This window comes from Scrofimicrobium sp. R131 (assembly GCF_040256745.1).
GTDB classification, from domain to species: domain Bacteria; phylum Actinomycetota; class Actinomycetes; order Actinomycetales; family Actinomycetaceae; genus Scrofimicrobium; species Scrofimicrobium appendicitidis.
On record NZ_CP138335.1, the window covers coordinates 1,192,318 to 1,205,220 of the forward strand.

The 12,903-nt window shown below is 66.5% G+C and carries 13 protein-coding genes and 1 riboswitch; of the genes, 11 read left to right on the top strand and 2 right to left on the bottom strand.

What is annotated here, in order from left to right:
- Window positions 1-39 precede the first annotated feature (39 nt).
- Genes SAC06_RS05555 through SAC06_RS05575 form a run of 5 tightly spaced genes read left to right on the top strand, consistent with a single transcriptional unit; the run spans window position 40 to window position 5,275 of the window.
- Window positions 40-669, top strand: a complete 630-nt coding sequence (locus tag SAC06_RS05555) for a DNA-3-methyladenine glycosylase (protein ID WP_350257323.1) — start codon at window positions 40-42, stop codon at window positions 667-669.
- A 13-nt stretch (window positions 670-682) separates the two neighbouring features.
- On the top strand, window positions 683-1,831 hold the full coding sequence (gene proB / locus SAC06_RS05560) for a glutamate 5-kinase (protein ID WP_350257324.1): 1,149 nt from the start codon (window positions 683-685) through the stop codon (window positions 1,829-1,831).
- Window positions 1,832-1,890: 59 nt separating this feature from the next.
- Entirely contained in the window at window positions 1,891-3,168 is a 1,278-nt protein-coding gene (locus SAC06_RS05565) for a glutamate-5-semialdehyde dehydrogenase (protein ID WP_350257325.1), read from the top strand.
- 2 nt (window positions 3,169-3,170) lie between these two features.
- Window positions 3,171-4,523, top strand: a complete 1,353-nt coding sequence (locus tag SAC06_RS05570; protein ID WP_350257326.1) for an amidase — start codon at window positions 3,171-3,173, stop codon at window positions 4,521-4,523.
- A complete protein-coding gene (locus SAC06_RS05575; RefSeq protein ID WP_350257327.1) occupies window positions 4,520-5,275 on the top strand; it encodes a potassium channel family protein in 756 nt (251 codons plus the stop codon). The genes SAC06_RS05570 and SAC06_RS05575 overlap by 4 nt, the downstream gene beginning before the upstream one ends.
- On the opposite strand, the gene SAC06_RS05580 is transcribed toward SAC06_RS05575, so the two are convergent.
- Together SAC06_RS05580 and SAC06_RS05585 are read right to left on the bottom strand one after the other, a co-directional pair.
- The gene (locus tag SAC06_RS05580; RefSeq protein WP_350257328.1) at window positions 5,251-5,583 is read right to left on the bottom strand and encodes a multidrug efflux SMR transporter; all 333 of its coding nucleotides are present in this window, start codon (window positions 5,581-5,583) and stop codon (window positions 5,251-5,253) included. The genes SAC06_RS05575 and SAC06_RS05580 overlap by 25 nt on opposite strands.
- Window positions 5,584-5,898: a multidrug efflux SMR transporter gene (locus SAC06_RS05585; protein WP_350257329.1), complete on the bottom strand. Its 315-nt coding sequence runs from the start codon at window positions 5,896-5,898 to the stop codon at window positions 5,584-5,586.
- Window positions 5,899-5,909: 11 nt separating this feature from the next.
- Window positions 5,910-5,974: riboswitch (guanidine-III (ykkC-III) riboswitch) on the bottom strand.
- Between the two features lie 180 nt (window positions 5,975-6,154).
- Here SAC06_RS05585 and argC point away from each other — a divergent pair.
- From argC to SAC06_RS05615, 6 genes are all read left to right on the top strand, one after another.
- Entirely contained in the window at window positions 6,155-7,219 is a 1,065-nt protein-coding gene (gene argC, locus SAC06_RS05590) for an N-acetyl-gamma-glutamyl-phosphate reductase (protein WP_350257330.1), read from the top strand.
- The gene (gene argJ, locus SAC06_RS05595; protein WP_350257331.1) at window positions 7,216-8,373 is read left to right on the top strand and encodes a bifunctional glutamate N-acetyltransferase/amino-acid acetyltransferase ArgJ; all 1,158 of its coding nucleotides are present in this window, start codon (window positions 7,216-7,218) and stop codon (window positions 8,371-8,373) included. Before argC ends, argJ begins: the two co-directional genes overlap by 4 nt.
- On the top strand, window positions 8,370-9,287 hold the full coding sequence (argB, locus tag SAC06_RS05600) for an acetylglutamate kinase (RefSeq protein ID WP_350257332.1): 918 nt from the start codon (window positions 8,370-8,372) through the stop codon (window positions 9,285-9,287). Before argJ ends, argB begins: the two co-directional genes overlap by 4 nt.
- The gene (locus SAC06_RS05605; RefSeq protein WP_350257333.1) at window positions 9,274-10,461 is read left to right on the top strand and encodes an acetylornithine transaminase; all 1,188 of its coding nucleotides are present in this window, start codon (window positions 9,274-9,276) and stop codon (window positions 10,459-10,461) included. Before argB ends, SAC06_RS05605 begins: the two co-directional genes overlap by 14 nt.
- Window positions 10,462-10,534: 73 nt before the next feature.
- Entirely contained in the window at window positions 10,535-11,806 is a 1,272-nt protein-coding gene (locus tag SAC06_RS05610; protein ID WP_350257334.1) for an aspartate kinase, read from the top strand.
- Window positions 11,807-11,833: 27 nt separating this feature from the next.
- Window positions 11,834-12,889: an aspartate-semialdehyde dehydrogenase gene (locus tag SAC06_RS05615; RefSeq protein WP_350257335.1), complete on the top strand. Its 1,056-nt coding sequence runs from the start codon at window positions 11,834-11,836 to the stop codon at window positions 12,887-12,889.
- Window positions 12,890-12,903: the final 14 nt, after the last annotated feature.

Consider the following 12,903-nt stretch of genomic DNA (forward strand, 5'->3'; position numbering starts at 1 on the left):
TCCTTTGAATGCCATACTCGACTGAGAAAGTGAGGGAACATGTCTGACTCCCCGTTACCCCGCTCATTCTACGCTGAGGGGGCGTTGGAAGTGGCGCCCAAGCTCCTGGGCACGGTTCTGCACCGGCGCCACGGAGACCGGGTTCTGAGCGGAATCATCACCGAGGTGGAGGCCTACCGCGGCGAAGCCGACGACGCCTCGCACGCCTACCGTGGGCCCACCCCGCGCACCCAAACCATGTTCGGTCCCCCCGGACACGCCTACGTCTACCTGATCTACGGGATGTGGAACTGCATGAACATTGTCTGCCGCGAGGACGGGGTGGCCGAGGCGGTGCTGATCCGCGGGCTCGAGCCGCTCACCGGGATCGACCTGATGCGCGAAAACCGCCACCACCGCCGGGCGTTGGCGGACGGGCCGGGAAAACTCTGCCAGGCCCTGGGGATCACGCGCGCGGACAACGGCGCGGACCTGCTCGGGCCGCAGCTGTGGCTGACCGAAGGGTGCAGCGGGTTGGCGCACCGAACCACCCCCAGAGTGGGGATTGACTACGCCGAGTTGACCCGCCACGAACCGTGGCGCTTCGTGGCCCAGTCCGAGGCGGTGACCGAAGCCCGTGCAACGCTGTTGGCGCAGGTGGGCCCGAGCGCGGCCGCTGAGCAAAAGTAGCTAAACTGAGCCCGTGAAGAAACCGCTCCGCCGCCGAGATCAGATCCCCACCTCGCATCGCGTGGTGGTGAAAGTGGGCTCCTCTTCCCTCACCGGGGAGGACGGTCACCTCGACATCGCCCGGCTGGAGCGCCTGGTCAACGTCCTGTCAGAGCGACGCCTGGCCGGTCGCGAGGTGGTGCTGGTCTCCTCGGGAGCTCAGGCTGCGGCCCTTGGCCCCCTGGAGCTGCCCGGCAAACCGAAAGACCTCGCCACCGCTCAGGCCGCCGCCTCGGTGGGCCAGGGCCTGCTGATGGCGGAGTACACCCGCGCGTTTGGCCGCCACGATCTGCGGGTGGGCCAGGTACTGCTAACCGCGGAGGATATTTTGCGCCGCGGCCAGTACCGGAACTCGCGGCGCGCGCTGGAACGGCTGCTGAGCCTCGGGGTGGTCCCGATCATCAATGAGAACGACACGGTGGCCACGGATGAGATTCGCTTCGGCGACAACGATCGCCTGGCCGCGCTGGTCGCCCACCTGGTGCAGGCCGACGCGCTGGTCCTCCTGACCGACGTGGACGGCCTGTACGACTCGCCCCCCTCCCTGCCGGGCGCACGCAAGCTGACCGAGATTCACCGCTTCGAAGAGGTGGAGCACCTGGACATCCGGGCGCGCGGATCCAAGGTGGGAACCGGCGGGATGGTGACGAAGGTGCAGGCGGCGGCCCTGGCCACCAGTTCGGGGATCCCGGTCCTGCTGACCAGTGCCGACGAAGCGGCCGAGGCGATGGCCGGGCAGGAAGTTGGGACCTGGTTTCACCCGACCGGTCGGCGCCTGCCGGCCCGCCAATTGTGGCTGGCCTACGCGGCCAAGATCCACGGCCAGGTCGTGATCGACGAGGGGGCGGTGCGTGCGGTCGGAGGGCGCGGTGCCTCGCTGCTTCCCGCCGGGGTGGTCGGCGTCAACGGCACCTTCCGCCCGGGCCAAGCCGTCGAGATTGTCAGCGAGTCGGGCCTGCCGATTGCGCGGGGCCTGAGCGGGTTTTCCTCCTCCCGAATTCCCGAGGTGATGGGCCGGTCCATGGCCGAAATTGAGGAGCAGCTGGGGCACGACTACGCGCACGAAGTGGTCCACCGCGACGAGCTGGTGGTGATGGCCCGCCACCGTCGGCTCTCGGAGTAATTCTCGTCCGGACTTTGGCCCCGAGTCGCAAGTCACACCCAGAGCGTTAGAATCGGGCCATGAGTAACCAAGACGATGTCACCCAGCAGATTCTGGCGATCGCCACCCGCTCGCGCCAGGCCGCCCGCAAACTGGCCGGCGCCTCCCGGAACCTGAAAGACGGGGCCCTTCACGCCATGGCCAACGCCCTCCTCCAGCATCAGGGCCAAATTCTGAGCGCCAACGCCCGCGACCTGGAACGCGGCCGGACCGGGGGGATGAGCGAGGGTCTGCTGGACCGCCTCGAACTGACCTCCGAGCGGATCGAGCAAATCTCAGATTCGCTCCTGGAACTGGCCTCTTTGCCGGACCCGGTCGGGGAGGTCCTGCGCGGTTCGACCCTGCCCAACGGCATCCGCCTGCAGCAGGTGCAGGTCCCGATGGGTGTGGTGGGGATGATTTATGAGGCCCGCCCCAACGTGACCGTCGATGCGGCCGGGCTGGGCCTGAAGAGTGGCAACGCCGTCATCTTGCGCGGGGGCAGCGCCGCCGCCGAGACCAACACCCAGATTGTCCAGATCCTGTCGGAAGCGGTGGCGTCGGTCGGACTCCCACGCGACGCGATCCAGTCGATTGACGAGTTTGGCCGCGAGGGAGCGGTCGCCCTGATGAAGGCCCGCGGCTACGTGGACCTGGTGGTGCCGCGCGGCGGGGCCGGGCTGATTCAAACGGTGGTCAATGAGGCCAAGGTGCCGGTAATCGAGACCGGGGTGGGCAACTGCCACGTCTACGTCGACCGCGAGGTGGACCAGGATCAGGCCCTGGCAATCGTGATCAACTCCAAGACCCACCGGCCCTCGGTCTGCAACGCCGCCGAGAAACTCCTGGTGCACCAGGACCGCGTCCACGACTTCCTACCCCGGGTCCTGAGCGCTTTGAGCGAGGCGGGGGTTCAGCTCACCGGCGACGAGCGGGTGCGAGCCGTGACCCCGCCCGGAGTCGTGGTCGAACCGGCAGAAGAGGATGACTGGGCCTGCGAGTTCCTGGCCCTCCGGGCGGCCGTCCGGGTGGTCGACTCCCTCGACGAGGCGATTGACCACATCGGCCGCTACTCCTCCGGGCACACCGACGCGATCTGCACCACCTCATTGGCGGCGGCCGACCGGTTCACCGCCGAGGTCGATTCCGCGGTGGTCAACATCAACGCCTCCACCCGATTCACCGATGGGGGCCAGTTCGGGTTGGGAGCGGAGATCGGAATCTCGACCCAGAAGTTGCACGCCCGCGGGCCGATGGGGCTGGCCGAACTGACCACCTCCAAGTGGATCGTGCACGGCCAGGGCCAAATCCGGGAGTAGACATGCTGCACGAACTGAGCGCGTGGGAGCAGGTGGAGCTGCTGGTCTCCCGCCAGATTAGCCCGGGAGAGCTGACCGCCCACTACCAGAAGCGGATCGCCGACCACCCGGAGGTCGGAGCCTTCGTCACCCTGACCCCGCAGGTGGCGCAGCGCCAGTTGGCCGAGTTGGCGGAACCGGGATCGACTCCGCTCTGGGGTCTGCCGCACGCGGACAAGGACCTGGTTCACCGCCAGGGTGTCCCGACCCTGTACGGTTCCCTGGCTGTCGCCGCCGCCACCCGCCAGTATCCGGCTCAACTCCAGGCTCCCTCCGAGCCGCTGATCGAACAGTGCGACCGGCTCGGGCTGATCAGCCTGGGCAAGACCAACACGCCCGAGTTTGGCCTGTTCGGCTACACCGAGAGCGAGGTGGCCGCGCCCGCCCGGCACCCCGAAGACCTGACTTTGAACGCGGGTGGGTCCAGCGGGGGCGCCGCCGCGGCCGTGGCTGCCGGGCTGCTGCCCGCTGCTATTGGCTCTGACGGCGGGGGATCGGTCCGGATTCCGGCTGCCACCGTCGGACTGGTCGGGCTCAAGCCCGGGCGCGGGGTGGTGGCCACCGACCGGGGCGTCGACTCGCCGACCGGGGTGGTCACCGGACCACTCACCCGCTCGGTCCGCGATGCCGCCCTGTTTTTCGCCGCCCTCACCGAGGGGGATCGGACCCTAGCCGAACGCGAGTTGGCAGCCGAGGCCGCCCCGCTCCGGATTGCTTTTGCCGAGGACTCCCCGTGGAACCCAACCTACGACTGTCACCCAGAGCCGGTGGTGCTGGAAGCGTTGGAGCAGGGACTGAGCCTGATCGGGGCGGCGCCCGACCGGGTGTCGCTGGCCCACCGGCGCTACGCCGACATCTTCACCACCGCCTGGTTCCGCGCGGCCGGGTCGGTCCCGCCGCTGCTCGACATCGAATTGATGCACCCGGTCAGTCGCTGGTTGATCGAGTCGGGTCGGCAGCTGAGCCCCGAGCAGGTGGAGCAAAACCGCCAGGAAGTGGCGGCCTACGGCGCTGAAATGAGCGCGCTGCTGGCAGATTGGGACGTGATCGTCACCCCGGCACTGGGGATGGCGCCCCAGCCGGTCGGTTCCTACCCGCTCGACCCGCAGCAGAACTTCGCGCTCCAAGTGGCCTACTCTCCCTACACCTCGTGGGTGAACCTCGTCGGTTGGCCCGCGCTGACCGTCCCGGTGACCAGACTGCCGGCCGGACACCTGCGCCAACCGCTCCCGTTTGGGATCCAATTAGTTGGCAAACCAGGGAGCGAGTGGGACCTGCTTCGGCTGGGGGCGGCGTTGGAGGCGCGGGTGAAATGACGTTCCGCTCCGCGCTGGAACAGAAGTTGGATGACTGGACCAAGTTCACGGTCTGGCCCATGTTTGTGCTGTCCGTCTGCTTTGTGGCGGTGACGGCCCTGGTGATCTCACCCCCCGCCGACCTGGACGGACACCTGCGCGCTCAACTAGCCACGGTTAGCATCATCCTGTGGGTTATCTTCGCCCTCGAGTTCCTGGTCCGCTTGGTGGCCGCCCCTGACCGGCGCCGATTCCTGCAACACCAGTCCTTTGAGCTGGTCACCCTAATGGTGCCGTATCTGCGCCCCTTCCTGCTGATCCGCTACCTGTGGCAGCTGCACTACTTCCGCCATCGCGGGGCCGGGGGCATGCGCCAGCGCGCGATCATCTCCATTTCGCTGTTCGCGCTCTTCTTCGTCTACACCGCCTCCACCCTGGTTTGGATCGCGGAGCGAAACGCACCAAAGGCCAACATCCTCAACTGGGGTGACGCCATCTGGTGGGGCTTTACCACCATGTCCACCGTCGGCTACGGCGACTTCTACCCGGTTACGGTGCTGGGCCGCCTCGTAGCCATCATGCTGATGATCGGGGGCCTGTTCGTCGTCGGCGTTACCAGCGCCATCATCATCTCCGCCTTCAACACGACGATCGAGTCATACCTGAGCCAGCACTCGCCCGAGGACAGCGACGAAACCCGAGCCCACCGCGGGAAAGCGCTGATGGAGGCACTCTCCCTCGGTGCCCTTCACGACGACGACCGCTCCCCGTGAGTCATCTTTAGCCCGACGGCCGCCCCCACAATTAGGGTGAGGAACAGGACTCGGGCGGGGGAGAACTCCTCCGCTCCGGTGAGCATGGCGTAGGCCGCGGTCAGGGCCGCCCCCAACCCGGTCCAAACCGCGTAGGCGGTTCCGAGGGGAATCGTTCGCATTGCCCGACCCAGTCCAACCATTGACAGGGTGGTGGCGACCAGGAACACCACGGTCGGACCGAGGCGGGTGAAACCCTCGGACTGGCCCAGGGCCGTTGCCCAGACGGCCTCCAACCCGGCACTGCCCAGCAAAATCAGCCACGCCACCTAGCTCACCACCTTCAGGCCGATCACTCCGACCAGCAGGAGGGCAATCAGGCCCAGGCGGGTCCAGCCGGCCTGCTCTTCTCCGCGCAGCACCGCCCAAATCACGGTTAGGGAAGCGCCGATTCCAGTCCAAACAGCGTAGGCGGTTCCGGTCGGAATGGTCCGCATCGCCCACGCGAGGCCGGCCAGAGAGAGGGAAATGGCGACCAGAAAAATCAGAATTGGAACCGGGCGGCGAAAACTCTGCGAGGCGCTGAGCGCCCGCGCCCACACCGCCTCCATCATGCCCGATGCAATCAGCACGAGCCAGGACATAGCTAACCTCCGATGAGTCAGTCTTGTCCTTAGCGGGTACTGCTCCCTCGTCCGCGGGCCCGGTTTGGACCCCACCCGAGAATAGCACCTGTTCACATGTAGAACTCCGGTTGGCCCACCTGTCCGAGCCGACTATCGTCTAGCTTATGAACTCACTTCGTGCGGCCAGCCGGCGGTACCCGGAAGACACCGCCCTGCGACGATCCCGCTGATCGCTTCGCCCTGCCCACCCCTTTTTTGAGAACGAAAGTGAACCATGCCCTTAACCGCAGCAGTTGCCGGCGCATCCGGCTACGCGGGCGGAGAGGTGATTCGCCTCCTGTGCTCGCACCCGCAAATTAGCCCCGTTACCGTGACCGCCCACTCTCAGGTGGGACAGCGTTTAGGGTCCGTTCAGCCGCATCTGCGTCAGGTGGCCGAGGCGGAACTGGTCGAGACCACCGCTGAGAACCTGGCCGGGCACGACCTGGTGTTTCTAGCCCTGCCCCACGGTAAATCTGGGGAACTGTCCGACCGGTTGGCCCAGCTCTCGCCCGAAACCGTGGTCATCGATTGCGGGGCGGATCACCGCCTTCATCACCGGGACGACTGGGATGCGTTTTACGGCGGCGAGTACCACCCGGCGTGGACCTACGGCGTCCCGGAACTGCCCGTGGCCGGGGGCAAGCAGCGCGCCGCCCTGCAGCAAACCAAGCGAATTGCCGCTCCCGGCTGCAACGCCTCCACCGTGGCACTGTCCTTGGCTCCCGGCATCCAAGCCGGACTGATCGACCCCTCCGACCTGGTGTCGGTACTGGCAGTCGGCCCTTCCGGAGCCGGGAGGGCCCTGAAGCCCAACCTGTTGGCCGCGGAGATCCTCGGTTCCGCCAGCCCCTACGCCGTCGGGGGAGTGCACCGGCACATCCCGGAGATCAAGCAGGCCCTGCGTGAAACCCTCCCCGCCGATCGCCAACCGGAGATTCAGCTGTGCTTTACCCCGGTGTTGGTGCCGATGGCTCGGGGAATCCTGGCCACCTCGACCGCCCGGGTCCAACCCGGGGTTGGGGAGGCAGAACTGCGGGCCGCCTGGGAGGCTGCCTACAGTGACGAGGAATTCGTCCAGGTCCTCCCCGCCGGCCAGCACCCGGCCACGGCCGCCACCGTCGGCGCCAACACCTTGCTGATGAGCCTCACTTTCGACCCGGCCTCCCACCGACTGGTGGTGGTGGCCGCCCTGGACAACCTGGTGAAGGGCACCGCTGGAGCCGCAATCCAGTCGGCCAACCTGGCCCTCGGCCTGCCGGAAAACTCCGGCCTAACCATGAACGGAGTGGCGCCGTGAGCGTGACAGTTCCCGAAGGATTCGCGGCTCAGGGCGTTGCCGCGGGCCTGAAAAGCACCGGGTTGGCCGACCTGGCCGTCGTCGTCAACCTCGGGGTGAACCCGGTGGGCGCAGCCGTCTTCACCTCCAACCGGGCCAAAGCTAACCCCATCCTCTGGTCGGAACAGGCTATTCGCTCGGGTCAGGTTCGCGCGATTGTGCTGAATTCGGGCGGGGCTAACTGCTTCACCGGCGAATTTGGTTACGAAACATCGGTCCTGACCGCCAAGTTGGCCGCCGGAGAGTTAGGGGTGGATCCGAACCAGATCCAAGTCTGCTCCACCGGTCTGATTGGTGAGGGTGGCCCCGCATTTCGCGAGGCAATCCTCCACGCCCTCCCGGGTGCGCTCGCCACCGCCCACGAGGACGGCGGCGAGGCGGCAGCCAGAGCCATCATGACCACCGATACGAGGCCGAAGATGGCCGCCTACCGCGGCGAGGGTTGGTCCATCGGCGGGATGGCGAAGGGCGCGGGCATGCTGGCTCCGGGCCTGGCCACCATGCTGGTGGTGCTGACTACCGATGTCGGCCTGGATCCCATCGGCGCCCGGCGCGCGCTCCGCTCGGCCACCGCCCAAACTTTTGACCACCTCGACTCCGACGGCTGCATGTCCACCAACGACCAGGTTACGCTGCTCAGTTCGGGAATGTCGGCGGCCCAGCCCAGCGAAGAGGAGTTCACCGCGGCGCTGACCGAGGTCTGCCGCGACCTGGCCCTGCAGCTGCTGGATGATGCCGAGGGCGCCTCGCACAACATCACCATTCGGGTGGTCGGAGCGGTCTCCGAGTCCGACGCGTTGGAGGTGGGCCGGTCCGTGGCGCGAAACAACCTGTTCAAGGCAGCCATCTTCGGTAACGACCCGAACTGGGGACGGGTACTGGCCGCCATCGGTACCACCCGCGCTGCCTTCGACCCGTACGAGGTGGACGTCTGGATGAACGGTGTCCGCGTCTGCCACCACGGTGGCCCCGACCAACCGCGAGACCAGGTTGACCTGTCCGGGCGCAACACCGAGGTGCTGATCGACCTGCAAACCGGCGCGGCCGAAGGCACCATCTGGACCAACGACCTGACCCACGACTACGTCCACGAGAATAGCGCGTACTCATCATGACAAAAGTTTCCTACCGGTTCCGCGCTCCCGAAGAGGCGCGGCGCTTCGCCAACACGCTGGTGCAGTCGCTGCCCTGGCTGAAGGAGCACCACCAGAAGATCGTGGTGATCAAGTTCGGCGGGAACGCCATGGTCAGCGAGGAACTGCAGCGCGCCTTCGCCGAGGACATCGCCTACCTGCGCTACGCCGGGGTGCAGCCGGTCGTGGTTCACGGCGGCGGACCCCAGATCAACCAGATGCTGGAACGGCTCGGGGTTCGCTCCGAGTTCGCCGGCGGCTACCGGGTAACCAACCGCGAGACGATGGCGGTGGTGCGGATGGTGCTGCAGGGACAGGTGAACCCGGAGCTGGTCTCCCTGATCAACTCGCACGGGCCGCTCGCGATCGGCCTTTCGGGTGACGATGCCGCCATCTTCAACGCCCGCAAAATGGTGCTGAAGGAGGACGGGCGCGAACTGGATCTCGGCTTGGTCGGCGAGGTGGTCGACGTCGATCCGGAACCGGTCCTTGGCCAGTTGGCGGCCGGGCGCGTCCCGGTGATCTCTTCCATCGCCCCGAACGTGGAACTGCCCGGCGAGGTTCTGAACGTCAATGCCGACCTGGCGGCGGCAGCCCTGGCCACGGCCCTTGGGGCCACCAAGCTGGTCCTGCTGACCGACGTCGAGGGCCTCTACGAGAATTGGCCCAACAAAGATTCCCTGATCGCCTCGATCACCGCCGATGAACTCCGGGCTCGCTTGGACTCGCTGGAAGCGGGAATGATCCCGAAGATGCGCGCCTGCCTGGACGCGGTGGACGGCGGGGTGGGCACGGCCACCGTGATTGACGGGCGCGTGCCACACTCAGTGCTGGTTGAACTTTTCACCGACAGTGGGATCGGGACCGAAGTAAGGAGCGACATTGACAAGTGTTGAACGGGGTTGGGCGGAACGCTCAGCCGATGTACTGATCCAGAATCTGTCGGTACCCCTGGCCCAGATGGAACGCGGCCAAGGCTGCTACCTGTGGGATAACGCCGGGAAGCAGTACCTCGACTTTCTCGGCGGAATCGCCGTCAACTCGCTGGGGCACTGCCACCCGGCCGTGGTCCAGGCCTTGACCGAGCAGGCCTCTCGCCTCGACCATATTTCCAACTATTTTGTTTCCCGCCCCCAGCTCGACCTGGCCGAGCGGCTGCTGGACCTGGCCGGGGCCACCGGTGGCGGCGTGTTCCTGGCCAACTCGGGAACCGAGGCGAACGAGGCGGCCCTCAAGTTGGCCCGCCTCCACGGGAACTCGCAGGGCAAGTCGCGGATCATTGCCTTTGAGGGAGCCTTTCACGGGCGGACGATGGGCGCTCTGGCCCTGACCGCAAAAGCGAAGTATCGCGATCCGTTTGCCCCGCTCACTCCTGGGATTGAGCACCTGCCGGTGGACGAGGCAGCTCTGCGCGAGGCCATGGACGATCAGGTAGCTGCCATTTTCGTCGAGCCGATTCAGGGGGAGGCGGGCGTGGTCGAGTTGCCGGCCGGGTTCCTGGAGGCCGCCCGCGAGTTGGCGGACCGGCACGGCTCCCTGCTGATTTTGGACGAAGTGCAGACCGGGGTTGGTCGGACCGGCCGCTGGTTCGGCTTCCAGCACACCTCGGTCGTTCCCGACGCGATTACCGTCGCCAAGGGCCTCGGTTCCGGGTTCCCAATCGGGGCGCTGGTGGCGTTCCCGAGCTGTTCGGGCCTGTTCTACCCCGGCTCCCACGGGACGACTTTCGGAGGGAACCCGCTGGCAGCCCGGGTGGCCCTGCAGGTGCTGCAGGTCCTGGAAGATGCCGCCGTGTTGGAGAACGTCCAGGTTCAGTCTGAGCGTCTGCGCACCGGCCTGGCCGAGCTGGGTTCCGACCTGATTGCCTCGGTGCGCGGGCGGGGGCTGCTGCTCGGAATTCAACTCACCCGTCCGGTCGCGGCCGAGGTGACCGCAGCTGCCTTTGCCCGCGGGCTGATTATCAACGCGCCCGCCCCCGATGTGATCCGGTTGGCTCCGCCGCTGGTCGTCGGTCGACGCGAGGTGGGGGAGTTCCTAGAATTGTTCGCACAAAGCTTGGATGCCAGCTAGTCCGCAACTTGGAACCGGCGGGCCGCTGATCGGGGCGACATCTACACTCAGAGCAGTTGAAACGAAGGATGACATGGCCCTAGTCGTATGCAAGTTCGGGGGCTCATCGGTTGCGGATGCTGCCAGTATCCGCCGGGTGGCCCGACGCGTGGTCTACCTGCAGCAGGCGGGAAACCAGGTGGTAGTTGTCGTCTCCGCAATGGGGGACACCACCGACGAGCTCCTGGACCTGGCCGCGCAGGTCTCTCCGAAGGAACCGCCCACCCCTCGCGAGCTGGACATCCTCCTATCCTCGGGGGAGCGGATTTCCATGGCCCTCCTGGCGATGGCGATTGGCGACCTGGGCTACCGGGCCCAAGCGTTCACCGGACCGCAGGCCGGACTACTAACTGACAACTCGTACGGCGACGCTCGGATCACCGAGGTTCAGCCCGAACGGATCAGCCAGTCCCTAGCCGGGGGCAACGTCGCCATCGTAGCCGGATTCCAAGGGTTCCACCCCGACTCCTTTGACACCACCACCCTGGGTCGGGGCGGGTCCGACACGACGGCGGTTGCGTTGGCTCACGCGCTGGACGCCAGCGTCTGCGAGATCTATACGGATGTGGACGGGGTGTTCACGGCGGATCCGCGGGTGGTCCCGGCCGCCCGCCCGATTCAGAGCATTACCTACGAGGAAATGCTGGAGCTGGCGGCTCACGGCGCCAAGATTTTGCACCTGCGCGCGGTGGAGTATGCTCGTCGCCACGGGGTCAAACTGCACGTGCGCTCCTCATTTTCTACCATTCCCGGCACCATTGTGGCCGACCAGGAGGGGACCGAGATGGAACAATCAGTCATCACCGGACTGGCTACCGACCAGTCGCGGGCCAAGATCACTGCCGTGGGCGTGCCGGACCGTCCCGGAATTGCGGCCGAAATGTTCGAGGCGATTGCCGCGGCCGGCATTAACGTCGACATGGTGGTGCAAAACGTCTCCGTCACCGGAACCGGGAAAACGGACATTTCCTTCACCATCAACCAGGGCGAGGTGGCCCGGCTGCAACCGGTTTTGGCCGAGCTGCAGCGGACGATGGGCTTCGCGAACGTCCAGTTCAACGAGGCGATTGGCACCATTTCGGTGGTGGGCGCCGGCGTGCGCTCGAACCCGGGGGTGGCTGCCCGCGTCTTCGGGGCACTCCGGGACGAGGGCATCAACATTGACATGATTTCCGCTTCCGAAGTTCGCATCTCGGTCGTGATTGACTCGGCTGACCTGCAGGCCGCGGCCCAGGCGATTCACCGGGCCTTCGAACTGGACCGCGAAGGCGGAGAGGCCATTATCTACGCTGGAACCGGCCGCTAGGGCCGACTCTAACCGAAGGAGAAAACAATGAGCGCAGCGCTAACAGTTGCCGTCGTCGGAGCCACCGGTCAGGTGGGGGGCGTGATTCGCACCCTGCTGGAGGAACGTGCTTTCCCCGCCACTAAGTTCCGCTACTTTGCTTCTCCGCGTTCGGCCGGGCGAACTTTGCCCTCTCCGGTTGGCGAGGTCACCGTTGAGGACCTGACCCAGGTGACGGTGGAGGATCTGCGCGGGATTGACGTGGCGCTTTTTTCTGCCGGTGCCACCGCCTCCAAGCAGTACGCGCCGCTGTTCGCCGAAGCCGGAGCCGTGGTGGTCGACAACTCCTCCGGTTGGCGGAAAGACCCGGAGGTGCCGCTGGTCGTCTCCGAGGTGAACGCAGACCAGATCTCGGCTCGACCGAAGGGGATCATTGCAAACCCGAACTGCACCACCATGTCGATCATGCCAGCGCTGAAGGCACTGGACAACGCGGCCGGGCTGGAGCGCCTCCACGTGGCCTCCTACCAGGCGGTGTCCGGCTCGGGCCTCGCGGGTGTGCGCGAGCTGGCCGGGCAGATCCGGGCCGTCGCCGACGGTCCAATTGAAGAGCTGACTTTCCGCGGTGATGCCGTCCAGTTGCCCGAACCCAACGTCTACGTCGCGCCGATCGCGTTCAACGTGGTGGCGCTGGCCGGGAACCTGGTTGAGGACGGCTCCGGAGAAACCGACGAGGAGCAGAAGCTGCGAAACGAGTCCCGGCGAATCCTGAACCTGCCGGACCTGGCGGTGGCGGGCACCTGCGTCCGCGTGCCGGTCTTCAGCGGCCACGCGATGGCGGTCCACGCCGAGTTCTCCCGCGAAATTCTGGCTGAGACCGCCCGGTCGATCCTGGAAACCACCCCCGGAGTGGAAGTGGTAGAGGTGCCGACGCCGCTGCAGGCAGCCGGGGCCGACCCGACGTTCGTGGGCCGGATTCGGCAGGACCAGTCGGTGCCCGGGAACCGGGGACTCGTGTTCTTCGTGGCCGCCGACAACCTGCGCAAGGGCGCCGCTCTGAACGCCGTCCAGATCGCTGAACTGGTCGTCGCCGAGCGGGCATAACCCAAGCCCAACTG